The sequence below is a fragment of the Paenibacillus swuensis genome, assembly GCF_001644605.1.
GTDB classification, from domain to species: domain Bacteria; phylum Bacillota; class Bacilli; order Paenibacillales; family DY6; genus Paenibacillus_N; species Paenibacillus_N swuensis.
Window position 1 is genome coordinate 3,834,672 of record NZ_CP011388.1, and the last position, 23,534, is coordinate 3,858,205.

The window sequence follows — 23,534 nt, forward strand, 5'->3', positions numbered from 1 at the left end:
ATATTTTAAGGGAGGATTTTGTACATGAATAAACGTTTCGTACTGTCCACAATAGCTTTGATCTTAATTGTTTTCCTTGCAGCCTGCGGCTCTGACACTAACGGGTCGGCGTCCAACAATACCAACTCAACAGTGAAGGAAACAACACCGGAAGCAAACGAGCCTTCCAAAGATAGCGGAAAAGAAGCCGAACCGGTGAAATTAAGCTTTATCCATTGGCGGGGGGAAGACAAGGCGGTACTGGACGGAATCATCTCCAAGTTTCAGACCGAAAATCCTGGGATCACGATTGAAACTCAGGTGTTTACTTCCGAACAGTATCAATCTACAGCGCAAGCCAAGTTATTGGATGAATCCGTAGGAGATGTGTTTGCATCGTTTCCCGGCGCTCAATTCGAGGCCATCGTAAAAGCGGGTATATTCACGGATCTTTCAGGGGCGCCGTTCTTAAATAACTTTACGCCAAACCTGATCCAGTCAGGCCAGAAAGACGGAAAACAATACGCTGTTCCGTATCAACTTGTATACAACATGCCCATTTATAATGTGAAGTTGTTTGAAAAACACGGGATCGAGATCCCTAAGGACTGGGATGGTTTCCTTGCCGCCGCGGAAAAGTTGAAGCAAGCCGGTATTACACCGATTGCTTTTCCGGGAGCCGATATCGGCCCGGGTCAGTTTATGAACACGATGGTTATGAACAACGCGCCGGATGAACAGATCTTCACGAAACTGGTCAACGGGGAAGCGAAGCTGACAGAAGACTGGTGGATCAAGACATTGTCCCAGTTCAAAGAACTGAACGACAAAGGCTATTTCCAGAAGGATGCCCTGGGTACCAAAGATCAGGGTGCGGGCGCATTATTTGCCCAAGAAAAAGCGGCCATTCTGGCAACCGGCTCTTACCAGCTGGCTCAGAATAAGAAGAATAACCCGAATCTGGTGCAAGGTTTGTTGGCGCCGATTACGGTAACAGCGGACAAGGCGGTATTCGAGGGGATTCATACCACAACATTTATGCTTGGTGTGAACAGCAAATCCAAACATCCCGAAGAAGCGAAGAAGTTTCTTGAATTCCTAAGCAGAACAGAGATTGCGGCGGAATATGCGAATGGAACGGTTCAAGGGGTTACGGTGAAAGATGTGGAATACACTAGCGAGGAATTAAAGATCGTTTCCTCATGGACTTCACGTAAAACGAGATTCCAACCGCGTTTCACGATCACGAACACAGAGATTCAGAAAGCTGTAACGAGCTCAATCCAAGCTGTCCTTGGCGGAAAATCTCCGGAAGATGCCGCTAAAGAAGCTCAGGCGATCGTAGATCAACAGATCAAAGGGTAATATGAGAAGATCCAAACTTATCTATATATTCTTCCTGCCGGGGACTCTGTTATATCTATTCTTGTTTATTTATCCTTCGCTCACCGGCTTGTATTACTCATTTACGGATTGGGACGGTTTATCGCCGTCCTACCGTTTTGTCGGGACCGATAACTATGTACGTCTTTCTGAGGATATTGTTTTTCGAAAGGCATTCGTAAATAACCTTAAATTTATGCTTTTCGTGGTTGCTGCCCAGACTTTAATCTCATTACTATTGGCTTTAAGGCTTGCAGGAAACACCAAGGTAAATGTGGCGCTGCGGTCGCTCTACTTCATTCCGACGATTATCTCGTCCGTGGCTGTCGGATTTATCTGGACGTTTGTCTATGATCCGACGCAAGGCGCGTTAAATCTGATGTTCGCCAAAGCCGGTTTGCCGAATCTTGCGCAAAATTGGCTTGGAAATATGAATATGGCCATCTTCTCCGTTGCCGCCGTGCAAGCTTGGGCGCATATCGGACAAATGGTGATTCTGTTTGTGGCTGGGATTCAAGCTATACCCAAGGAGTTACTGGAGTCCGCCAAGCTTGACGGTGGTTCACGTCTTCAAATCTTTACGAAGATCATGTGGCCGTTACTCGCTCCTGCTGCGGCTATCGTGGTATCGTACACTACCATTCAATCCTTCAAAGCTTTCGATCTGGTGTTCACAATGACGGGTGGAGGACCAGCCTATTCTACGGAAATCTTGACAACGTTCATTTATAGTTCCGCATTTACGAATTATTCCTTTGGTTTAGCTTCCGCGGGTTCCGTAGTGTTCCTCGTTCTGATCTCAGTCATTACATTCCTGCAGTTCCGAGTGCTTCGCACCGATCGAATTACTTATTAAACCTTCGGAGGTGTACATACATCATGTGGATTCGAATCGCCGGCTGGGGTTTACTGGCTGTATTCGCGGTTATCATACTTGGTCCTCTACTGTTGGTGTTATCCACATCGTTCAAAACCACACCACAGTTCATTACAGACCCGCTCGGGATTCCGCCGTCTCTGTCCTTTCATAACTATATAACGATTTTTCAAGGGCAGCAGATGTGGCGATATATCAGTAACAGTGCTATTGTCACCGGAAGTTCTGTCTTTATAGAACTTGTCATTTCCGGAATGATCGCCTACGGCATCACCAGGTTAGGGCGCTTAACAAGTACCGTCGTATTCGGATTTTTTGCCTTAGGCATGATGATTCCTTCTCAGGTGAATATTATTCCGATTTATTTACTTGTTAACCGGCTGGGGTGGAATAACAGCTTATCCGGCTTGACCGCGGTTACAGTCGCTATGCTTATTCCATTGTCCGTGTTTATGTTAACGGGATTTATGCGAACTCTTCCAAAAGAGATGATGGAAGCGGCATCCATCGACGGTGCGGGCGAGTGGAGGTTGTTAACACAGATTGCTGTTCCGCTGTGCGCGCCATTCTTTGCTGCGACGGCTGCTTTCTTGTTCGTCATCGTATGGAATGATTTATTGTTTCCTATGTTGCTTGTGAACGGCAGTGACAAATTAACTTTACCGCTGGCTATGTTGCGGTTTCGGGGAGAGTATGTCACGGATTATCCGATGTTATTAACGGGAGTCACGATCGCAACTATCCCCATGGTTATTATGTTTGTGTTTCTTCAACGTTACTTCATCTCAGGTACGTTGGCAGGAGCGGTCAAAGGTTAGATTGGAAGAAAGGAAGGACGCCGATTCGGCGTCTTTTTGGTTATTTAATTGTGTTTAACAAGGGGGGTGAATAATGGTGCTAATCTGGAAGAGTGAACCCTGCCGTTAAGCCCGTAGAATTCACAGAAATTCATGATCAAGGGTTTCCACTTATCCGGATCAATATAATGTTGATCTTTATACAACAGTAGCTCCTCATCAATATGTACCTTTAAGATTTTCACCTCAATAGATACAAGACTGCTTGGTTGCTCGAAATCGTGTATTTGAACCATAGTTGCTTCCAATTGTACAGGACATTCCATCACACGGGGGGGTCCAACAAGGTGCGACGGTTGCTCAGATACCCCTGCGGTTTCAAATTTATCCCCTAGATAGGTATAGCCTCGTTTAGCTTTGCTTTCAGGAACTGGATTTTTGCCTGTATAGAGAGCAAGCCGATCTACAGCCCGGACAAGTTCCACAGATGGAAGATTGAGCACGCACTCCTTGTTCCTTTGCAAATTCTCTACGGTTTGGGACTTCCGGCTTAAACCAAGCATGCACGATTGGTTTAGCCACCAAGCGGAAGACATGGGTGCCAAGTTCGCGGAGCCGTCTTCGTTCATCGTACTGATCAATACGACAGGTGTTCCGAAATACAAGATATTCGGCTGAATTTCAACATGTTTCATTCCACATTTCTCCCTCATCAATTCCAACTGGATTGCATCTGTAATGTACCTTAATTTGGCTATTGAAACTTTCGAAATCTTGACAGTACATTTAGAATTGAAGATAAGCTGCTCATGGCATGGTATAATTTGAGTGAAGGAAGGGTGGGCTGATTCATTGAGAATAGAGGAATGGCAAGCCATCGTGGAGTGTGACAAACAATTTGACGGCATCTTTTATTACGGTGTGAAGACGACACGAATTTTTTGCAAACCTTCCTGTCCATCCCGTGAGCCTAAACGAACGAATGTATTCATCTTCAACGAACCTTCTGAAGCGATCCATGAAGGATTTAGGCCCTGTAAAAGGTGTCAGCCCGCGGATGCCCATGGTAGGTCAAGAGAAGATGAGATTATAGAAGAAACATTATCCTATATTGAATCTCGTTATCATGAGAACTTATGCTTGACCTCCTTGGCCGAGTTGATGTTTATTAATCAGTATCATTTGCATCGTATGTTTAAGAAGAAGATGAATGTTACCCTTGGTGAGTATGTAACAGACTTCCGCTTAACTAAGGCGAAGCAATTGCTCTTGAGCACCGAGTTAACGATAACGGAAATCGGTTTACGCACAGGATTTAGTTCACCTTCGCACTTCTCCTACACTTTTCGCAAAAATACACAGGTATCACCCAAAGCATACCGCAATCGGACATGAAGTAAGGCAACAAACGAATACGCTAATTAATACGCTAATGTTGAAGAACTTTCCTTCCCGGAAAGTTCTTTCGCGTCTTGACGGTATAGCGGAGATCAACTATACTTTGAATCTGCGCACAAACATGCTTCAACGCACAAAAGCATAAAAGCACAGAAGCGTTGAAAGTAGTTCAGAAATTTTTGTAGGGGTGTAACATCATGAATGAAACTTCTTCCGAGGAACCCGGCTTTAGACAGAGTTTAATTATTTTAGGTTGTCTTGTGGGCTGGCTCATTTACTCCATATTCGTTATGAAATCGGAGCCGCATATACCTTTGTTAACTGCAACTGTTATAACGGCGCTGCTGCTTAAATGGTTTGGAGTCCGTTGGAACCGAATTGAACATGGAATGATCGAGGGCATACGCAATGCTCTGCAACCCATTCTCATCTTGTGCTTAATTGGTATTCTAATCGGTACATGGATGATGAGCGGAACTGTGCCAACCCTGTTATATGTAGGAATGGAGTGGCTTGATGCTCGTTATTTTGCTTTCAGCGCTTTGGGTATAACGGTTCTGGTATCCTTATTTACAGGCAGCTCATTTACAACGATCTCCACTGTCGGTGTCGCGCTTATGGGCATTGGAACAGCGATCGGGGCGGATCCATATGTAGCTGCCGGAGCGATTGTAAGCGGGGCTTGCTTCGGTGACAAAATGTCGCCTTTGTCGGATACGACGAATTTCGCGCCTGCCGTCGCAGGCACGGACTTATACACACATATTCGCAATATGATGTATACATCAGGTCCTGCTATGATCATTACGGTGTTTATTTTCTTATGGTCGGGCACAAAGGAAGATATGCCGATGGAACAATTGAAGTCGGTTCAAACTTCTTTATCTCAAAACTTTCATCTTCACTGGTTAACGTTGACCCCGCTTCTGGTTGTCTTGATGGGTTCGATGCGACGCTATCCGATCCTGCCAACACTGACCGCCGGCATTGCCTCCGGGTTAGTCGTAACCGCTGTGACCCAGGGAAACAGCAATCCTTCGGTTTGGTTTCAAGTGATGCAACAGGGATATAAAGCGGATTTCACGAATGAAATCGTGGCGTCGATTGTCAATCGCGGCGGGTTGCAGTCCATGATGTGGTCGGTTTCACTAATCTTGATCGCATTAGCTTTAGGCGGGATTCTTCAGCACGGCGGGGTGATTACGGCTTTATTCCGCAGATGGGTGCGTCCGATTCAGTCGAACGGAGCGATGGTCTGGGCGGCGGGCACTTCATCGATAGGTGTTAATTTGTTAACCGGGGAACAATACTTGTCCATTCTCTTGCCGGGACAAATGTTTCGGGAAGAATTCAAGCACCGTTTGATACCTGCCAAAACATTATCCCGAACATTAGAAGACTGCGGTACTCTGGTCAATGCTCTGGTTCCCTGGGGAGTCAGCGGTGCATTCTTTGCGAATGCACTTCATGTGCCCGTCACCGCCTACATGCCATATGCGTTCTTTCTGTGGCTTTCGCCCATTCTCACATTTATGTATGCAACGTTACCTTATCTCCGGGAAAAGACGCTATACGAACATAAAATGAAGATGTGAACGGTCACATCGCCCAACCCTAATCCATACAATAATAGAAGTGAATGTTGAATATGGAGAAGGGGATATGCTATGTCATTTGAATCGTCCTTGAGAGCGAATATTCTGGAAGCCGCGAGGGATATGAATACGGGGGGCACCCGATTCGCTAATTTTCGAAACTCCCGATGCAACGACAAATACTGGCATTTGACCAATCAGGGCGGGTTTCTGTTGAAAAAAGGAGTGACACCGGCCGCCGGCATCAAAGATATATTTGTGCATGGTCCTAAGTATGCGTTTGAATGCGCGGTCGCTGTTGTCATTTTGATGTATAAGGCGGTGCTGGATACGATTGGAGAAGAATCATTCAACACGTTATTTCCGGATCTCGAATTATACAGCTGGAACAACGACCGTGATTTGGGACTTACCAACCGGGTCATAGACAGTGGGTATGCTTTACCGGGGGACATTCTTTATTTCAAAAATCCCGATGTCAACCGTGATAAGCTGGAATGGCAAGGGGAAAATGTCATTAAGATGGGCAATGACCTGTATTACGGACATGGCCTTGGCATCAAGAATGCGGCGGGAATGATTAAAGCTTTGAACCGGCAAAGACACGCCGACGCTGATGAATCCGCCTACCTGGAAGACCAGATTACGTACCCCAATTATGCATATTTAGCACAATACGCACCTGCGGAGATGCGTAACCATCAGGAATTAAGCCTGAGGGCCGGCTCCCGTAGAGAACCGTTACTCTATGCGCAAATAAACGATTTGTTATATTTTATATAGTAACCAGCTGCAGGTGTAAATGGCCTGTGGTTTTTTTTGTCCGTCATAGACTTGTACTCCTGCCTTGTTTTCGATTAAGATGGAGAGTATGGGTATCTGTTTACAACTATTTTATTAGTCAAAGTGAGTGTGATTGGTGATGGGTCGCAAGTGGAACAACATTAAGGAAAAGAAAGCTTCGAAAGATAAGAATACTAGCCGGGTTTATGCCAAGTTCGGTATTGAGATTTATGTCGCAGCTAAGAAGGGCGAGCCGAATCCGGAATCAAACCAAGCATTAAAAGTTGTGCTGGAGCGCGCCAAAACGTACAATGTGCCGAAAGCGATCATTGATCGCGCCCTGGATAAAGCGAAGGGAAGCTCCGATCAGAACTACGTTGAGTTACGTTACGAAGGCTTTGGACCGAGCGGTTCCATGGTCATAGTGGACGCGTTAACGGATAATGTAAACCGCACGGCGCCCGATGTGCGTTCCGCCTTCAATAAGAGCGGCGGCAACATGGGCGTTAGCGGCTCGGTAAATTATATGTTTGATGAAACAGCCGTTATCGGACTGGAAGGGAAATCGGCGGACAACGTGATGGAAATTCTGTTGGAAGCGGATGTAGACGTGCGTGACATCCTTGAAGAAGATGAGGCTGTTATCGTATACGCCGAGCCGGATCAGTTCCATGCGGTTCAAGATGCCTTGAAGACGGCGGGAGTGGAGGAGTTTACCATTGCCGAGATTACGATGTTGGCTCAGAACTTCGTGACGATTCCAGAGGACGCTCAGGCTCAATTCGATAAGCTGATTGACGCGCTGGAAGATCTGGAAGATGTGCAACAGGTATATCACAATGTGGAGTTTGACGACGAAGACTAGGAAAACACATGAACATAAGGCGTGGCGGACAAGCCGGCAAGGGATAAGTCCTTGCTGGCTTTATTCTTGTTTCAACAAAGCAATGTTGGAATCATAAATGTGCTTGTTCAGTTCAGCGCAGGACAGTTCAATATCCATAGTGCGTATAGCATCCAGCAAGACTTGATGTTGTTTCCAGGTAGTTGAAATGTCTTCATAGAGATGATCCTGCATAAGAAAGTGCAGGCGGATCCGATTGTAGATATTAGACCACATGTTAGTAATGTTGGTGAGGTCCGGTTTTCTTACGATATATTCATGAAACGCTAAATCATAATCCACCAGCTTAGGAATATTCCCCGCTTTTCCGCTTGCCCGCATCTCGTCGATATAAGTTTGCATGTGGTTGAAGTCCGTTTCGTTCATTAGCGGTATTGCCTTGCGCAAGGCATATAATTCTACAGTAAGTCTAATAGGAATCAAGACGTGAACGACTTCCTCGGCTGAAAATTCCGCTACAACTGTTTCTTTATAGGGATGAGAATGAATCAGCCCCTCTTGTTCCAACACACGCAACGCCTCGCGTATCGGACCTCTGCTAACACCCATCTGCTTGGAAAGCTCTAGTTCCACCAGTCGTTCCCCGGATTTCAAACGTCCTTCGATAATGGCTTGCCGTATATCATCCGCAATTACATGCCGCAGGGATACAGGCTTATGGGTATTAAAGCGATGGCTTGGCATATCAAGATCCTCCTAATAACTAATCATTCGATTATAAAATGAAATGTGATTTATGTAAATGTCGATTGTAGACAATGTATTGTTGACAATCGACAATTAGGCTGAGTATAGTGTGGGGAGGGTGGATTTTATAGTCTGATGAGGAGGATGTGTTATGAAGATTACGGACGTTGAAGTCGTGTATTTAAAATTACCTGAGATTGATCCACAGCGTTGTGACGGCACACAAGACACATTAATGGTTCGAGTACATACGGATGAAGGCATATCAGGAATCGGAGAAATTGACTCTTCACCTATGGTGGCTAAAGCTATTATTGAAGCCCCCGCTTCGCATCTGATTGCTAACGGACTGCGAGATCTGATTGTGGGAATGGACCCGTTCGAAATCGAGAAGATTTGGGAACGGATGTTTAGGGGAACGCTGTATTTCGGACGCACAGGACCTGCTATACACGCCATGAGCGGGATTGATATTGCGCTATGGGACATCATTGGAAAGGTTACTGGCAGACCCGTTGCTCAAATGCTTGGAGGCATTTACCGGGAGAAAATTAAAGCTTATGCGAGCCTGGTTATGTCCGAAACCATTCAAGAGGCTGCTAAACTTGCCGAGAAGTATATGGGCTATGGCTACAAAGCCATCAAATTCGGTTGGGGACCGCTTGGCAGGGATGAGCGATTCGATATCGAGGCGGTCAAGACGATCCGATCTGTAATCGGTCCTCATGTGGATCTCATGATCGACATAGGACATGTTTGGGACGCTCAACATGCCATCCGTATGGCGAAGAAATTTGAAGAGTATGGAGTCTATTGGCTCGAAGAACCTTTACCTCCGGATGATCTTACCGGTTACGCGCAGCTGGCGGATGCGGTTGATATTTATATCGCCGCAGGAGAGCAGGAGAGTGGGAGAAGGGCATATGACCGACTCCTTCGTGAAGCGCGGCTTGATATTCTGCAACCCGATCTAGGACGATGCGGCGGATTAACAGAAGGGAAGAAAATTGCAACGATGGCGTATGACCATAACAAGAAGGTTGTACCGCACGCGTTTAAGACGGGAATCCTCGTAGCGGCTAGTACACATTATGTTGCCAGCATGCCGAACGGCTATTTGCTTGAGTACACTGTATCCGAGTCTCCGCTGGCCCGACATCTGGTTGCCAACCCGATCGTCTTTCAAGATGGTTATGTAACTTTGCCGGATCGGCCGGGACTGGGTATTGACATTGATGACAAGGTGGAAGCCAAGTTTCGATCATGAGAAAGAGCGCCTGCTAGATTAGCAAGGCGCTCTTACGATTGTCTTACTTAAGTTAAAATACCCGTTGTCTCGAATGCTTTAGAATCGCTTACCCAAGGGGACATCCCCAGCAGCATCTTGCGCAAATTCGTATGAGCCTTCACCTTCAAGGTTTCAGAAGGCTCATATCCCGGCCAGGTACGCACGACAGAAGGCGCATAATTGTATATTACCGAACGGCGGGTATGATCCGTATAATTGTTCAACGCCGAATGATACAGATGTCCTTGGAAAACAACGGCCGTTCCCTTCTTCACATTCATGCGGACATGGCCAGGCATATCTTCCTGCTTGGTTACTTTAGGCAATTCATCATTACGCATATGAATGCTGCGGGGAAGGAAGGCGAGACAACCGCCGTCATAATCTACGTCAGAAAGGAAATAAAACACTTTTACCATGAAAGGAACAGGCTTCTCATCGACAATCATCTGTATTCCGGTATCCCGGTGCCAATTCGTATGGGCTTCCTTCTGCGGCGGTTTAAGGAGACCGTCATTATCAATCATTACGAAGGAATCCCCCAACACGTCTCGCATGACCGACATCATTCGCGGGTTTTCCATAAGCTCCAGGAACCCCTCATGATGTTCAATAATATTACATACCTGCTGAACGTTCTGTAACTGGCCATGCTCAGGATTCGTACCGCCGAACTGGTTAAATCGTTCGAAGGTTTCATCAAGTTGATGGTTATAAAGGTCAATTTCCTGGTCTGATAGAAACGATTCAAAAACTAGGTATCCTTCGCGATTCCACGTTGTAAGTTGCTCTTCGCTTAATCCATGTAAAGTCATGTGTAAATCCCTCCATATATGGGTGATATCAACATTTTAAACGTAAAACTGCTGATATGATATATGGTTTATTGCGTGAAATACACTGTAAATTGCTATGTATATCTATCTTGCTGGTTTCTTTGCCATGTTTTTCGAAATACGCTGGGCGAGCATTCTTCTCTGCTGAGAAAGGCGGACAAGAAAGCATTATAACTGCCGAAGCCTACGGCCTCAACCATCTCCGTAACGGGCATATCGGTATGCAGTAACAGATGTTTGGCCTGGTCAATCCGTAAACCTAGTACATACTCCTTCGGAGAATTTCCGTAATAGCGTTTAAATTGCCGAATAAAATGGTAGTAGCTAAGCCCGGCGACCTTTGCGGCCTTGTGAATATCTGCTTCTGCAGAGAAATGTTGCTCTAAGTATTGCCGTCCATGTTCGAGAGTTGCAGGTTTCAATACATGGGGACCCAGCGCATGTGATCGGCTCTTCAAGAACACCTCTGTTAACATCTGATAGAGTTTCATTGAAAGGTAGGGTTCCAGGCCGGGTTCATGGAGAGCCATGAGATCAAGAATGTCCTCAAGGGTGTGCTTATAATCTTCTTCCATACCCGTTGTACCCCGCAATACGAAACAAGGTTTCTCGAACCAAGCATGCCATAGTCGGTCTAATTCCTGACCAGAGAACACGACAAACATCATTTCATAAGGTTCGTCTGGATCAGCCTTGTAAACATGAGGTTGCCGCATATCATAGAGCAAAGTGTCACCCGCTTCTAATGTGAACCACTCTTCCTGATACCGAAACGAGCCTTTGCCTGAGGTTACATAAATAGCTTCAAAGGCCGGATAATGTTCACGTTCAAAATAGAATGTAGGCGCAGCCTGCATAAACCCGCCAATGAGCGTATAGTACAGATTAGCGCGTGCGAATTTGCTTGGAGATTGAACATGTTCCGTGTGTTGTCGTGATTGCATACGGCCCCCTTATTAGTAGGCATTACCTCTTATTTTACTATTGTAACATTCCTGCATCACTCATTAAACGGACGAAAAAATGTGATTATGGTATAATTGCCCCGAGTATAAATGAATATAAATAATCGTCTTGAGGAGGATGTGTTTATTTTGGAGATTAGAATTGATGATTTGACAGGTCCGGAAGTGGCTCAGTTATTAAGTGAACACCTACATAGTATGACATTGCACTCACCTCCGGAAAGCATACATGCCCTGGACCTCGAGAAGCTGAGACGACCGGAAATCACGTTCTGGAGTGTATGGGAACGGGATGAACTCATCGGCTGCGGGGCGCTTAAGGAATTGGATCCTCGGCATGGCGAATTGAAATCGATGAAAACCTCCACATCACATTTGAAAAAAGGGATAGCCTCGAAACTCCTCGAACACATCATAGATCAAGCTAAACAACGCGGATATACTCGGCTTAGTTTGGAAACGGGTTCCATGGAAGCTTTCGATCCCGCCAGAAGATTATATGCTAGATTCGGGTTTGAAGAATGCGGACCGTTTGCAGACTATACTGAGGACCCTTACAGTGTTTTTATGACCAAAGAAATCTGATATACGAGAGGAGATAAGAGAATGCAGATCAGAATGTTAGGACGCAGCGGGCTTGCCGTCTCGGAGTTGTGTCTGGGGACGATGACATTTGGAAATACGACCAATGTGCAGGATTCGACACGGATGATCCATCAGTTTAGGGAGCAGGGCGGTAACTTTCTCGATACCGCCAATGTATATGTGTCCGGGCGTTCAGAAGAAATTGTCGGACAAGCGATCAAGGACTATCGGTCCGAGGTGGTCCTGGCCACGAAGGTAAGGATGACAACTTCCGATCATCCCAATGGAGCGGGGATCTCCCGTAAACATATTATGCAAAGCGTAGAAGAAAGCTTGCGGCGTCTACAGACGGATTACATTGACTTATATCAGGTGCATGTGTGGGACCATCTGACTCCGATCGAGGAGACGCTCCGCGCACTGGATGATCTGGTTACTTCGGGCAAAGTACGATATATCGGATGTTCCAATTTCTTGGCTTGGCAGCTGATGAAATCCTTGGCTTGCAGCGATGCTAACCGTTACGTGCGTTTTATTTCCATTCAACCTCAATACAGTCTTGTAAGCAGGGAAATGGATCGGGAAGTGATGTCCTTGTGTCTCGAAGAGAACGTTGGGGTTATCCCTTGGGCTCCGCTCGGAGGAGGGTTTCTTACCGGGCGCTACACTAGAGAAGAACCTGCGTCCGGGCGCTTAACATCCAAGGCGGGTGAGAGCTCTTGGGCGTTAAGAGGCACAGAACGAAATTTCGCCATATTGGACGCGGTTCGTGCTGCCGCCAAGGAATTGGACAAATCACCGGCACAGATTGCGCTTGCATGGCTTCTACAGAAGAAGGGAGTAACATCCCCGATATTTGGAGCCAGCACGCTCGAGCAGTTTGCGGATAATATGGGGGCTATCGGATGGACGATGCCTGCCGAAGTCTGGAATCAGCTGGACGAAGTAAGCGCGCTTCCTTCCGAGTACCCGAATCGGTTCATCGACAAATTTGCCCGGCCCATTTAAATCCCGAAGAAAAGAACCAACAAAATCCTCGCTAAAGAGGTTTTGTTGGTTTTTTTTATCCCGTTGTCCCGGCTGATGCAGATCCATTAAAAACGACGGGGCCCGTGAGTATAAGACTTCCTTCACCTTCTACAACTATAAATAATGAATAGCGGATTTCCCCGTTCAATACATCGCTCTCTGGAGGGAAATCGCCCGCACTGACGCTCAGCGGAGGAAAAGCGGCGATACCCGTTGTAACGAAGATTTCAGTTAATACCGTAACACCCGTTCCAGCCTCACCCGTGCTATTCCGCTCAACGGTTAAGGTCACTGTATCTATGACACCGATATCTGTTGATAGTCCAACGATTCCGTTTAGGGCCACCCTTACATCCGCCGCATTGCCAGTTGGAATCGCCGCAAGCACCTGTAAGCCAATATCGCCTAGGAGCAAGGGAGCGGGGGTCGGTAAAACCAGGGTTCCGGAACTGGTATCATTTTGAACTGATATCCGTTCGTCTAAAAACTGAATAGCCATTTCATATCACCTCCGTATTGTTACTAGCATTGTATGTGTTCCGAGAACATCTTGTACTAGTAGTTTAGTTTAATTTTGCAGGAATCATAAAAACAACCGAAATGGGCATCATTAGAAAATGATATGAATGGCGGTGCGGATATGCAAAAGCGACTGGAACAAATCAAGCAGGAGTTATTTCATAGTGAAGATTTAAAAGTCAGACCCTTTATGTTGGATGGGGAAACGGCGAACTTGATATATATTGAAACACTCTGTGATGCGGCGAAACTGGAAACTAGTGTGTTTAAACAATGGTTTCTTGCCAGATCTAGAGCAGAGCGGGAATTTAACATCGATGATTTGTTAACGGCAGCTAGCGTCCAAAAAATAAATGACGTCCAGGATGCGGTTAAATCACTTCTTCAAGGCAAAGGGTTAATCGGGTTTGTAAATTCGGAGGAATTATACGCATTTAACGCGGAACAGTCCAACGTACGTTCGATTCAAGAGCCGGTTAACGAACGTTCCATTGTAGGTGAGCGCGCCGGTTTTGTAGAGCATTTATCAGTTAATTTGAATCTGATCAGAAACCGGGCTTCTTCCAGCTTTGTTAAAGTCCGTTATTTAACCGTCGGAAAACATAAAAGTCATAAGGTTGCGATTATCTGGTTGGAAGGCGTCGCGGAGGAATCCGTAGTCCATGAAACCATTGAACGCCTCTCCGATTTTCAATCTTCCATGGAAGTGCATCCGGGCAAGCTTCAACGCCAACTTGTTGCAAGGCGTTCCATCTTCCCGCTAGTTTACAGCACGGAGCGGGTGGATACAACCTCAACCTTGCTCATGCAAGGACGTGTAGCTATCTTGACGGATCAAAGTTCCACATGCTTGATTGTTCCCGCTTCATTTTACACGTTTATGCGAACTATTGATTCTTTATTGTTAGGACCTCAAATTTCCCAACTGCTGCATTTTTTAAGAATGATCGGTTTGATGCTTAGCTTATACGCTTGCAGTTTGTACATTGCTACAACGATGTTTCATCACGAAGTGCTTCCGGCCAAGATGACGATTAATATTAAGAGTTCTCTGGAGAATGTGCCGTATCCGCCAATTATTGAAGCGATTATTATGATTATTGTCTTTCAACTCATTGCTGAAGCAACCATTCGATTACCTTCGCAATTAGCCCAGATGGTAGGTGTGGCGGGTGGGATTATCATTAGTGAATCGCTTGTGAAGGTTGGTTTCGTATCAAATGTATTTATCGTTATCATCGCCATCTCCATGATTGGCTCTTTCATTATCCCTACCTATCAAATGCGGATTTTTGCCTTAATGGTACAGCTAATGTTATTGCTTGGCGCTTCCCTGTTAGGTTTTTATGGAATTGTTTTTGTGACGGCTGGTGTATTAATTCATTTCTTTACACTAGAACCATTTGGTATTCCGTATTGCTTACCCATAAGGAGTAATGCCAAATGAATAAACCCATTATTAAAATTGGTTCATTTCAGTTGTATTGTATTTTTTTGCAAGCTCAATTCGGTTCCTCGATCCTTTCCATCGCCAATCAATTAAATGATACGTCGGGAACAAGCGCATGGATGGCCTGTCTAATCGGCGGGGGCATCAATATGGTCTTCATTTACTTCATCTGGCTATTGGTTACCAAAGCTCCTCAATCTAACGTTTTTCAAATGATAATGCAGCGGTTTGGGAATATAGGAGGACGGTTCCTGTTATTCATATTGTCCGTACTCTATGGCATATTCGCTTATATCATCCTAACAAACTGGATTTTCACCACAAACGCATGGGCATACGAAAGGACACCCGCATGGATGTTAGGCTTTATATTTATTGCGCTGTGTACTTATTTAACGATCAAGCCCATTAGCGTGTACGCCAGGTTTGCGGTGTTTGCAACGTTCTTCACGCCTTTGTTTATCATTTTTGCCATCTATACGATGAAGGATTCCAACATTTATAATGTATTACCCATACTGGATGCAAGTCCTTTGAATCTATTGCATGGATCTTTCTTGGTGCTCTGGGCATTGGCCGGCATTGAAATCATGTTAGTGCTCCCACGATATGTACAGCATTTAGGCGCTAAGAAAGTACTTCGGATAGCCATGTTGAGCAACGGAACGACAGCGGTGCTGTACACGTTTTGCGTATTCGCCTCCATGATTGTCTTCGGTACAGAGATGATCACCTATATTCGTGAACCGCTTTTGTATCAGATGAAGGCTATTTCCTTCGATATTATTGAGCGGATAGATCTCATTATCATTTCCGTCTGGATCTTGTTTGTAATGTCATCCTTCTGCTCCTACTTTATTCTCTTTGTCTCGTCCATCGCGGCTATGTTTAAGAAGAAGGAAGAGGCGCCCATGGGCATCGTAGTCTGTTGCGGGGGGATATTGTTTATCGCAAGTCTTTATGAGGTTGACGTGGACATGTTGAGTTTTATTCAGCAATACATTGATCAAACGTTAACAGCCGTGTCTTTGGTTATTTTGATCATCATCTTGTTCATGATTAAACTCATCGGAATGAAAGGAATAAGAAAATCATGATCAAATTCTTTGGAGGAAGGAGCTTTCTTTTACTGTTATTGCTGTGTCTGTGCGGTTGCTGGGATCAGAGGGAAATGAAGGATATTCGTATGGTTCATACCGCGGGTGTTGATTTGATTACTCACAACCACATTCGTCTTACGGTTTCCATCCCCACAGTCAAATCTTCCGTTGAATCACAAGGAAGCGTGGTAATACCGAAACTCAGCGGAGAAGGTCACAGCGTCCAGGAAGCCAGTATGAATTTGCAAAAAGTCGTTTCTCAGCATATGGATCTTCGGGAAACTCGAATTCTACTTGTGAACCGTAAGTTTGCCGAACATAACTTATATGAGGGGTTGGATTTCTTCTATCGCGAAGCTCATTACCCCGTAAATGTTTATATTGCTGTTACCGATTCATCCGCACAAGATATTGTCCAACTCCAGGTTGAAGACCGTTCTTTAATCAGCGAGTATTTGTATGACTTGTTAATCAGCTCCGAAGAACAAGGGTTGATTCCCAATAGTGCGCCTTATTTAATCATGCCCGTTATGGCTACTACCGGAATTGACAATGTGTTACCTTATATCCGGAAATCCAGTTTGAAAGACCGTGCTATGGTGGACGGGGTTGCTTTATTCCATGACGCGAAGATGACGGGACATTTAAATAATGTATATTCCAAAATGTTCGTTATGTTCATGAACACAAAAACGTACGGTTCATTAACAGAAAAGATAGGAGCCAAGGACACTTATAATACATTTATGTTCAGGACGAGCGGGCATCACATTAAGCTCAATACGAAAGGACGTATTCAAGCAGATCTGTACACGAGTATCACCTGTGAGTTGATTGATAATCCTTCAGGCGTTCGCATCAAGAAGTCTGATACGGATGAAATGGAGCGGCAATTGGAACAATTGCTGACGAAACGTGCGGAAGAAATGCTGAGCCAGCTTCAGCAGGCGAATTGCGACGGGTTAGGAATCGGTCAACGGATTAAGGGAATGAATGATAACCTTTGGAAAAAAATGAACTGGAATGAACAATATCCGCACATTAAAATGGTACCTCATATTGAAGTCAAAATTGAAAATCACGGTCTTCTGAATTAAATAGTGTGGAGGCAGTCAATGTACGGATTCGTGCATTGGCTTTTTTATCGTCTAAATCGTGAACAAATTCGTTACGGATTTTAGACGATTGTTTGTCGCATTTGTTAACACGCCACTTTCACTGTTCAAATTATGATATTTTATGAGTACTTAGTATTACCAAGGTATCAGGGACAGGAGTGGAAAGGATTATGAAACACAGGAAATGGTACAAACAACTTGCCTTCCTTACGACATGGATTGTATTTATTGTGTTCATGACAGGCTGTACCAATCCCATCGTCTTGGACCCTAAAGGGCCCATTGGAGATCAGCAAAGGGATTTAATCTGGTTTACGATTGCAATATGTATTGCCGTCCTTATTCCGGTATTAGGATTAACCGCATTTATCATATGGAGATACAGAGATAAAGCAGATAACAAGGCTCCTTATCATCCTGACTGGGAGCACAGTACGAAGCTGGAAACGATCTGGTGGGGGATTCCCATCTTGATTATCATCGTACTCGGAACGGTTACTGTGAAATACACCTACGATCTCGTTCCGGCCAAACCGATTGCTTCAGAGAAAAAGGCGATTACCATTCAAGCGACAGCGTTGGATTGGAAGTGGCTGTTTACTTATCCGGATCAGGGCATTGCGACGGTAAACTATTTGCAAATTCCGGAAGATGTTCCGATTCGGTTCGAGCTTACGGCGGATGCGCCTATGAATTCATTCTGGATTCCGCAGCTTGGCGGTCAACTCTACGCGATGTCCGGCATGTCCAGCACGCTTTATTTGCAAGCCGATGAAATAGGAGAGTACTTGAGCTCAGGCGCGAATTTCAGCGGTGAACATTTCGGTAAGATGACATTTAATACTAAAGCAACCTCACAAGCGGATTTTGATGCTTGGGTCAACAAGGTGAAATTGGACTCTCCGGTATTAACAATTGATGGATACAAGAAATTGTCACAAAAGAGTGTGGAAGACCCACTTCTGTATTCGGCTTTCCCTAACAAATTGTATGAGAAAATTGTTACAAAGTATTCTGCTCACTATAACCATGAATTATCGTACAAGGAACCAAATTCTAAACCTTCACACGACCACAAGATGAACAAAGAAGATCACGAGAACATGGATCAACAACTTGAAGATATGCCTGCCCATCATGGGCATCACTGACGAAGGAAAGGGGGAATACGAACATGCTAGAATCGATTAAGAAATTCGCTTCTGAATTTTTTGTGACGGGTGATCCGCTGATTTACGGCGCGATGGTCAGTATTGGATTTACCATGATCGCTCTGGTCGCTACACTAACCTATTTCAAAAAATGGGGTTGGCTATGGCGCGAGTGGATCACAACCGTTGATCATAAACGAATCGGGATTATGTATGTAATCGCAGCTTTACTAATGTTGTTCCGGGGCGGCGTCGACGCTTTATTAATGAGAACTCAACTCGCTCTGCCCAATATGGAATTCCTGACGCCTGAACATTATAATCAAATTTTTACGACTCACGGTGTTATCATGATTCTCTTCATGGCCATGCCTTTAATGTTCGGTTTATTTAATCTAGTTGTACCTTTACAGATCGGAGCGAGGGATGTCGCGTTTCCGTTCTTGAACTCCCTAAGCTTCTGGTTATTCTTAATGGGAGCTATGCTCTTTAACTTATCCTTTGTCATTGGAGGTTCTCCGGATGCGGGGTGGCTTGCTTATCCGCCGCTTTCCGAGAAAGTGTTTAGCCCGAGTGTAGGACAAGATTTCTATAACTGGGGGATCCAGATTTCAGGTATAGGTTCCTTAATGACGGGTATTAACTTTATTGTAACCATCTTAAAAATGCGTGCACCTGGCATGAAGTTGATGAAAATGCCTATGTTTGTATGGTCTGTACTGGCAAGCAGCGTTACGATCATCTTTGCTTTCCCTATTTTGACCGTAACTCTTGCCCTGCTGATGTTGGATCGAACGTTCGGCGCTCACTTCTTTACCCTTGACGGTGGCGGGAACCCGATGATGTACATTAACTTAATATGGATGTGGGGTCATCCGGAGGTTTATATCGTTATCTTGCCTGCCTTCGGTATTTTCTCGGAAATCGTTTCAACGTTCTCTAAGAAGAAATTGTTCGGTTACAAATCCATGGTATTTGCGCTCATGACGATTAGTATCACTTCCTTCTTTACGTGGGCTCATCACTTCTTCACGATGGGTACGGATGCCAATGTCATAGCATTTTTTGCAGTCACAACGATGATCATAGCCATACCGACAGGCGTTAAAGTATTTAACTGGCTGTTCACCATGTTCCGTGGTCGAATAACCTTCCAGACGCCGATGTTGTGGACTCTTGGATTTATTCCGTGCTTTGTTGTTGGCGGTCTAACAGGCGTGATGCTTTCCGTAGCACCTGCCGACTTCCAGTTCCATAACAGTTACTTCTTGATTGCCCATTTCCACCAGGTATTAATCGGAGGGGTCGCGTTTGGATTCTTCGCAGGGTTGTACTATTGGTGGCCTAAAGTGTTCGGATTTACGCTCAATGAGAAATTAGGTAAGTGGGCATTCTGGACATGGAACATCGGTTTCTATGTATGCTTTATGCCTCAATACTTCTTAGGATTAGACGGCATGACTCGCAGAACAAGCACATTTGGCTGGGATAAGGGATGGTACGAACTTAACCTTACATCCACGATTGGCGGATTCATGATGGGTCTAGGATTCATATTCCAAGTATGGCAGATCGCTCACAGTGTGAGATTTATGCAAAAGGATACTACAGGTGATCCATGGAACGGCAGAACCCTGGAATGGTCGATTCCGTCACCTGCACCTGAGTACAACTTTGCTGTAATCCCTCAAGCCGATGAGCAAGACGCATGGTGGGAAGAAAAGAAACGCCGCGCAGAGGGTATTGTTACTGTAACTGAGCAACCGATCGAACCTATTCATATGCCGGGTAAATCGGGCATCCCGTTCATTAAATCGGTTTGTTGGTTTGTGACCGGCTTCGGATTCATTTGGGGATGGTATTGGATGGCAATTCCAGGATTGATTGGTATTGCCGCATGTATGTTAATTCATTCGTTTACGTACGATAATGAATATTATATCCCTGCTGAGACAGTTAAACACACAGAAGCAACTTTAAGGGGGACGATGTGATGGCAAATTCATTGAACCATGAGATGATGAATGAGCACCAACATGGACATGACGGCCATCATGATCAGGAAGAACTTCGTCAATTCGGTTTCTGGATTTTCCTGATGACCGACGTTATCCTGTTCTCCGTATTGTTCGCAACCTATATTGTATTGAGCGGCAGCACCAATGGAGGACCCGGAACAGAGCTGTTTGAGCTCAACGGGATTATTATCTCCACGTTCGTTCTGCTAACAAGCAGCTTCACAAGCGGTTTGGCCGTGCTTGCGATGCATCAAGGGAAGAAGAATGCGCTAATTAATTGGTTAATCGTTACAGCGCTTCTCGGTGCAACGTTCATAACACTCGAAGTTACAGAGTTTATGACCTTGGTTCATGAAGGGGCAACGATCGGAACCAGCGCATTCTGGTCCGCTTTCTTTACGCTGGTGGGAACGCATGGTCTTCACGTGTCCATTGGTTTAGTGTGGATGGTAGCGCTGATGTTTCAAATCAAGAAGTATGGCATCAATCCGGTAACGATCCGAAAAGTGAATATTGTAAGCTTATATTGGCACTTCTTGGACGTGGTCTGGATTTTCGTATTCACCATCGTTTACCTGATGGGGGTGATGTAACATGATGGACCAGCAGCATTCAGAACATGGTCAAGGGCATGGAACCCTGAAACAATATGTGATCGGCTTTGCCTTGTCCATTATATTAACCATAATTCCGCTTATCATCGTATTGAATGATCTTCTTGAGGGAGCAGCGGCGATCGTAGTGCTGATCGGTATGGGTGCCTTGCAATTTATCGTTCAACTGATCTTCTTCATGCATCTACGGGAAGAGAAGAAGCCCAGATACAATTTAATGACATTAATATTCGGATTAATCATTCTAGTCACCATTGTTGGCGGATCGATGTGGATTCTACTCTACAACGGGGTCATGCATCATTAATCTAAATTAACGTAGCTTGTCGCTTATTTGCGGCAAGCTTTTTTTGTAAACTAGCTGTATCAATAGATTATAATTATCGGGAATAGTAGATATTTTAATCTATAAATAATTGTAATTCATTATAGGTTAGTTATAATTGAAACAGTAAAGGTGTGTGACTAGGTCACGCCTTGTCTTGGTATTAAAGCCTAAGCAAGAGCGCCTACATCCTATTTGCAAATTTCAGGGTATAAGGATGGTAAACATGAGCAGCGGTGAAAAGAAAACAGACGTTATTTTAATTGGTGCGGGAATTATGAGCGCTACACTAGGGACAATTTTGAAAGAGTTAGTACCAGAATGGAAAATTACAGTGTTTGAGAAGCTTGATACGGCAGGAGAAGAAAGCTCTAACGAATGGAACAATGCGGGAACAGGGCATGCCGCGCTGTGCGAGCTTAATTACACGGTCGAACAACCAGACGGCTCTATAGATATTAGCAAAGCTATTCAAATTAATGAACAGTTTCACCTTTCGATGCAGTTTTGGTCTTATCTGGTCAAGAGTAACCTGATTCGCAATCCGCAGGATTTTATCATGCCGTTGCCTCATATGAGTTTGGTACAAGGGAACAACAATATAACCTTTTTGAGAAAACGGTTTGAAGCGATGATGAAGAATCCTCTGTTTCAAGGGATGGAATTTTCAGATGATCCCCAGAAACTGATGGAATGGATTCCGCTTATTATGCAAGGGCGTCCATCGGATGAACCTATAGCGGCAACCAAGATTGATTCGGGTACGGATGTGAACTTTGGTGCTTTAACACGTATTTTATTTGACCACCTGAAGAGTAAGCAAGTTAATATGAACTACAACCATAGAGTGGATACGATGAGACGTACCAGCGACGGGTTGTGGGAATTGAAAGTTCGAAACGAAAGCGGTCACATGGAACACCATACAGCTAAATTTGTCTTCATCGGAGCGGGAGGAGCAAGTCTGCATTTACTGCAAAAATCCGGGATCCCTGAAGAAAAACATATTGGTGGATTTCCGGTAAGCGGACTGTTCATGTCTTGTACGAATCCGGATGTAATAGCCCAGCATCATGCCAAAGTATATGGTAAAGCTAAGGTCGGAGCTCCGCCTATGTCGGTTCCCCATCTGGATACAAGATTTATAGATAATCAGAAATCATTGCTATTCGGACCTTTTGCCGGATTCTCGCCAAAGTTTCTAAAAACCGGATCCTTATTTGATTTGGTCACTTCCATAAAACCTCATAATCTTGTGACGATGTTGTCAGCGGGTGTTAAGAACATGTCTTTAACCAAATACCTGATTGAACAAGTCATGTTATCCAAAGAAAAGCGCATGGAAGAGTTAAGAGAGTTTATCCCGAATGCCAAGAGCGAGGATTGGGAATTAGTAGTTGCGGGCCAACGTGTGCAAGTGATCAAAGATACGGAAGCCGGCGGCAAAGGCACACTGCAGTTTGGTACCGAAGTAATTACATCTGCTGACGGCTCCATTGCAGCATTGCTGGGGGCTTCTCCAGGCGCTTCTACGGCAGTGCACGTGATGCTGGAGGTTCTAAGTAAATGCTTCCCGCAACATATGAAAGAATGGGAACCTAAAATTAAACAGATGATTCCCTCTGCAGGTAAATCATTAATGGCTAATCCGGAGCTCCTAAGGGAAGTTCATACTTCTACATCAGAGGTGCTGGGTTTAAACGGGAAACAGTTAGTTAATAGTTAAAGACTTGGAGCTATGAATTGCTTTAAGTTAAATTTACTATAGACAGATTGTTATTCCAGGTATAAAATCACATACAAAGAATCTAATGACGTTGAAGAGGAACAGTAAAATTTTCTAAGCAATCAGAGAGCTGTTGGATGGTGTGAAACAGCGGTGGAGAAAATTTGAACTCGCCTTGGAGTTGCTCGCTGAACAAGAATGTTGTAGGCGGAGCCGGAGCCTGTCCGTTATCATCAGGAGGATATAGGGTATATTTGTTAACCCGTATCTATGAGCGCATGCCGTGTAAGGCATGAATTCGGAGTGGTACCGCGTAAGATTTCACAGTCTTTCGTCTCTGTTTAGTAGAGACGAAAGACTTTTTTGCGTTCCGTCGGGCCAAAGAAAGGTACAATGAACTGATGAAG

Annotated in this window: 23 protein-coding genes and 1 other annotated feature; of the genes, 18 read left to right on the plus strand and 5 right to left on the minus strand. The window is 44.8% G+C overall.

Annotated features, from left to right (window positions below; translation table 11 throughout):
• Positions 1-24 precede the first annotated feature (24 nt).
• The 3 genes from SY83_RS17065 to SY83_RS17075 are packed head-to-tail and all read left to right on the plus strand — an operon-like array spanning position 25 to position 3,057.
• Entirely contained in the window at positions 25-1,344 is a 1,320-nt protein-coding gene (locus SY83_RS17065) for an ABC transporter substrate-binding protein (RefSeq protein ID WP_068608687.1), read from the plus strand.
• 1 nt (position 1,345) lies between these two features.
• Positions 1,346-2,218: a carbohydrate ABC transporter permease gene (locus tag SY83_RS17070; protein ID WP_197479883.1), complete on the plus strand. Its 873-nt coding sequence runs from the start codon at positions 1,346-1,348 to the stop codon at positions 2,216-2,218.
• A 23-nt stretch (positions 2,219-2,241) separates the two neighbouring features.
• A complete protein-coding gene (locus tag SY83_RS17075) occupies positions 2,242-3,057 on the plus strand; it encodes a carbohydrate ABC transporter permease (RefSeq protein ID WP_068608690.1) in 816 nt (271 codons plus the stop codon).
• A 44-nt stretch (positions 3,058-3,101) separates the two neighbouring features.
• On the opposite strand, the gene SY83_RS17080 is transcribed toward SY83_RS17075, so the two are convergent.
• A complete protein-coding gene (locus tag SY83_RS17080; RefSeq protein WP_068608692.1) occupies positions 3,102-3,731 on the minus strand; it encodes a flavin reductase family protein in 630 nt (209 codons plus the stop codon).
• A gap of 133 nt (positions 3,732-3,864) precedes the next feature.
• Here SY83_RS17080 and SY83_RS17085 point away from each other — a divergent pair, with 133 nt between their 5' ends.
• From SY83_RS17085 to SY83_RS17100, 4 genes are all read left to right on the plus strand, one after another.
• Complete coding sequence (locus tag SY83_RS17085; RefSeq protein ID WP_068608694.1) at positions 3,865-4,431, plus strand: bifunctional transcriptional activator/DNA repair enzyme AdaA; 567 nt, start codon at positions 3,865-3,867, stop codon at positions 4,429-4,431.
• 200 nt (positions 4,432-4,631) lie between these two features.
• Complete coding sequence (gene nhaC, locus SY83_RS17090) at positions 4,632-6,029, plus strand: Na+/H+ antiporter NhaC (RefSeq protein WP_068608696.1); 1,398 nt, start codon at positions 4,632-4,634, stop codon at positions 6,027-6,029.
• Positions 6,030-6,101: 72 nt separating this feature from the next.
• On the plus strand, positions 6,102-6,812 hold the full coding sequence (locus SY83_RS17095; RefSeq protein ID WP_068608698.1) for a protein-glutamine gamma-glutamyltransferase: 711 nt from the start codon (positions 6,102-6,104) through the stop codon (positions 6,810-6,812).
• Between the two features lie 139 nt (positions 6,813-6,951).
• Entirely contained in the window at positions 6,952-7,677 is a 726-nt protein-coding gene (locus tag SY83_RS17100) for a YebC/PmpR family DNA-binding transcriptional regulator (protein ID WP_068608700.1), read from the plus strand.
• Positions 7,678-7,737: 60 nt separating this feature from the next.
• Here SY83_RS17100 and SY83_RS17105 read toward each other — a convergent pair whose 3' ends face one another.
• The gene (locus SY83_RS17105; protein ID WP_068608702.1) at positions 7,738-8,400 is read right to left on the minus strand and encodes a GntR family transcriptional regulator; all 663 of its coding nucleotides are present in this window, start codon (positions 8,398-8,400) and stop codon (positions 7,738-7,740) included.
• A gap of 154 nt (positions 8,401-8,554) precedes the next feature.
• Here SY83_RS17105 and SY83_RS17110 point away from each other — a divergent pair, with 154 nt between their 5' ends.
• Positions 8,555-9,670 (plus strand): mandelate racemase/muconate lactonizing enzyme family protein, encoded by a 1,116-nt coding sequence (locus SY83_RS17110; RefSeq protein ID WP_068608704.1) that lies wholly within the window; start codon positions 8,555-8,557, stop codon positions 9,668-9,670.
• Positions 9,671-9,717: 47 nt separating this feature from the next.
• On the opposite strand, the gene SY83_RS17115 is transcribed toward SY83_RS17110, so the two are convergent.
• Both SY83_RS17115 and SY83_RS17120 read right to left on the minus strand, forming a co-directional pair.
• Positions 9,718-10,506 carry a phytanoyl-CoA dioxygenase family protein gene (locus SY83_RS17115; RefSeq protein WP_068608706.1) on the minus strand — a complete coding sequence of 263 codons (789 nt, stop codon included), beginning with the start codon at positions 10,504-10,506 and terminating at the stop codon, positions 9,718-9,720.
• A 95-nt stretch (positions 10,507-10,601) separates the two neighbouring features.
• Positions 10,602-11,471, minus strand: a complete 870-nt coding sequence (locus tag SY83_RS17120; protein WP_068608708.1) for an AraC family transcriptional regulator — start codon at positions 11,469-11,471, stop codon at positions 10,602-10,604.
• A gap of 150 nt (positions 11,472-11,621) precedes the next feature.
• On the opposite strand from SY83_RS17120, the gene SY83_RS17125 reads away from it, so the two are divergent.
• Both SY83_RS17125 and SY83_RS17130 read left to right on the plus strand, forming a co-directional pair.
• Positions 11,622-12,077 (plus strand): GNAT family N-acetyltransferase, encoded by a 456-nt coding sequence (locus tag SY83_RS17125; protein ID WP_068608710.1) that lies wholly within the window; start codon positions 11,622-11,624, stop codon positions 12,075-12,077.
• Positions 12,078-12,098: 21 nt separating this feature from the next.
• Positions 12,099-13,085 carry an aldo/keto reductase gene (locus SY83_RS17130; RefSeq protein WP_068608712.1) on the plus strand — a complete coding sequence of 329 codons (987 nt, stop codon included), beginning with the start codon at positions 12,099-12,101 and terminating at the stop codon, positions 13,083-13,085.
• Between the two features lie 55 nt (positions 13,086-13,140).
• Here the strand turns inward: SY83_RS17130 and SY83_RS17135 are convergent, their stop codons facing one another.
• Positions 13,141-13,605: a hypothetical protein gene (locus SY83_RS17135; RefSeq protein WP_068608715.1), complete on the minus strand. Its 465-nt coding sequence runs from the start codon at positions 13,603-13,605 to the stop codon at positions 13,141-13,143.
• A gap of 141 nt (positions 13,606-13,746) precedes the next feature.
• Between SY83_RS17135 and SY83_RS17140 the strand changes: the two genes are divergently transcribed.
• The 8 genes from SY83_RS17140 (at position 13,747) to SY83_RS17175 (ending at position 23,127) form a co-directional block, all read left to right on the plus strand.
• Entirely contained in the window at positions 13,747-15,072 is a 1,326-nt protein-coding gene (locus SY83_RS17140) for a spore germination protein (protein WP_068608716.1), read from the plus strand.
• Positions 15,069-16,172, plus strand: a complete 1,104-nt coding sequence (locus SY83_RS17145; RefSeq protein WP_068608718.1) for a GerAB/ArcD/ProY family transporter — start codon at positions 15,069-15,071, stop codon at positions 16,170-16,172. Before SY83_RS17140 ends, SY83_RS17145 begins: the two co-directional genes overlap by 4 nt.
• 74 nt (positions 16,173-16,246) lie before the next feature.
• Complete coding sequence (locus SY83_RS17150; RefSeq protein WP_231891286.1) at positions 16,247-17,272, plus strand: Ger(x)C family spore germination protein; 1,026 nt, start codon at positions 16,247-16,249, stop codon at positions 17,270-17,272.
• A 191-nt stretch (positions 17,273-17,463) separates the two neighbouring features.
• The gene (gene qoxA / locus SY83_RS17155) at positions 17,464-18,444 is read left to right on the plus strand and encodes a cytochrome aa3 quinol oxidase subunit II (protein ID WP_068608722.1); all 981 of its coding nucleotides are present in this window, start codon (positions 17,464-17,466) and stop codon (positions 18,442-18,444) included.
• Between the two features lie 23 nt (positions 18,445-18,467).
• On the plus strand, positions 18,468-20,438 hold the full coding sequence (locus SY83_RS17160; RefSeq protein ID WP_068608724.1) for a cbb3-type cytochrome c oxidase subunit I: 1,971 nt from the start codon (positions 18,468-18,470) through the stop codon (positions 20,436-20,438).
• Positions 20,438-21,055, plus strand: coding sequence for a cytochrome o ubiquinol oxidase subunit III (gene cyoC, locus SY83_RS17165; RefSeq protein ID WP_068608726.1), 618 nt, complete (start codon positions 20,438-20,440; stop codon positions 21,053-21,055). Before SY83_RS17160 ends, cyoC begins: the two co-directional genes overlap by 1 nt.
• 1 nt (position 21,056) lies before the next feature.
• Positions 21,057-21,383 (plus strand): cytochrome o ubiquinol oxidase subunit IV, encoded by a 327-nt coding sequence (cyoD, locus tag SY83_RS17170; protein WP_197479884.1) that lies wholly within the window; start codon positions 21,057-21,059, stop codon positions 21,381-21,383.
• 244 nt (positions 21,384-21,627) lie between these two features.
• Positions 21,628-23,127 (plus strand): malate:quinone oxidoreductase, encoded by a 1,500-nt coding sequence (locus tag SY83_RS17175; protein ID WP_068608728.1) that lies wholly within the window; start codon positions 21,628-21,630, stop codon positions 23,125-23,127.
• Positions 23,128-23,209: 82 nt separating this feature from the next.
• Positions 23,210-23,469, plus strand: a binding site (T-box leader).
• Positions 23,470-23,534 lie beyond the last annotated feature (65 nt).

Excerpts from the sequence above, each read along its gene's own strand:
- cyoD (WP_197479884.1), top strand. The coding sequence starts at position 21,057 with ATGATGGACCAGCAGCATTCAGAACATGGTCAAGGGCATGGAACCCTG.
- qoxA (WP_068608722.1), top strand. The coding sequence starts at position 17,464 with ATGAAACACAGGAAATGGTACAAACAACTTGCCTTCCTTACGACATGG.
- SY83_RS17070 (WP_197479883.1), top strand. The coding sequence starts at position 1,346 with ATGAGAAGATCCAAACTTATCTATATATTCTTCCTGCCGGGGACTCTG.
- SY83_RS17145 (WP_068608718.1), top strand. The coding sequence starts at position 15,069 with ATGAATAAACCCATTATTAAAATTGGTTCATTTCAGTTGTATTGTATT.
- SY83_RS17130 (WP_068608712.1), top strand. The coding sequence starts at position 12,099 with ATGCAGATCAGAATGTTAGGACGCAGCGGGCTTGCCGTCTCGGAGTTG.
- SY83_RS17115 (WP_068608706.1), bottom strand. The coding sequence starts at position 10,506 with ATGACTTTACATGGATTAAGCGAAGAGCAACTTACAACGTGGAATCGC.
- SY83_RS17160 (WP_068608724.1), top strand. The coding sequence starts at position 18,468 with ATGCTAGAATCGATTAAGAAATTCGCTTCTGAATTTTTTGTGACGGGT.
- SY83_RS17110 (WP_068608704.1), top strand. The coding sequence starts at position 8,555 with ATGAAGATTACGGACGTTGAAGTCGTGTATTTAAAATTACCTGAGATT.
- cyoC (WP_068608726.1), top strand. The coding sequence starts at position 20,438 with ATGGCAAATTCATTGAACCATGAGATGATGAATGAGCACCAACATGGA.
- SY83_RS17140 (WP_068608716.1), top strand. The coding sequence starts at position 13,747 with ATGCAAAAGCGACTGGAACAAATCAAGCAGGAGTTATTTCATAGTGAA.
- SY83_RS17120 (WP_068608708.1), bottom strand. The coding sequence starts at position 11,471 with ATGCAATCACGACAACACACGGAACATGTTCAATCTCCAAGCAAATTC.
- SY83_RS17175 (WP_068608728.1), top strand. The coding sequence starts at position 21,628 with ATGAGCAGCGGTGAAAAGAAAACAGACGTTATTTTAATTGGTGCGGGA.
- SY83_RS17080 (WP_068608692.1), bottom strand. The coding sequence starts at position 3,731 with ATGAAACATGTTGAAATTCAGCCGAATATCTTGTATTTCGGAACACCT.
- SY83_RS17065 (WP_068608687.1), top strand. The coding sequence starts at position 25 with ATGAATAAACGTTTCGTACTGTCCACAATAGCTTTGATCTTAATTGTT.
- SY83_RS17150 (WP_231891286.1), top strand. The coding sequence starts at position 16,247 with ATGAAGGATATTCGTATGGTTCATACCGCGGGTGTTGATTTGATTACT.
- nhaC (WP_068608696.1), top strand. The coding sequence starts at position 4,632 with ATGAATGAAACTTCTTCCGAGGAACCCGGCTTTAGACAGAGTTTAATT.
- SY83_RS17105 (WP_068608702.1), bottom strand. The coding sequence starts at position 8,400 with ATGCCAAGCCATCGCTTTAATACCCATAAGCCTGTATCCCTGCGGCAT.
- SY83_RS17095 (WP_068608698.1), top strand. The coding sequence starts at position 6,102 with ATGTCATTTGAATCGTCCTTGAGAGCGAATATTCTGGAAGCCGCGAGG.
- SY83_RS17100 (WP_068608700.1), top strand. The coding sequence starts at position 6,952 with ATGGGTCGCAAGTGGAACAACATTAAGGAAAAGAAAGCTTCGAAAGAT.
- SY83_RS17135 (WP_068608715.1), bottom strand. The coding sequence starts at position 13,605 with ATGGCTATTCAGTTTTTAGACGAACGGATATCAGTTCAAAATGATACC.
- SY83_RS17075 (WP_068608690.1), top strand. The coding sequence starts at position 2,242 with ATGTGGATTCGAATCGCCGGCTGGGGTTTACTGGCTGTATTCGCGGTT.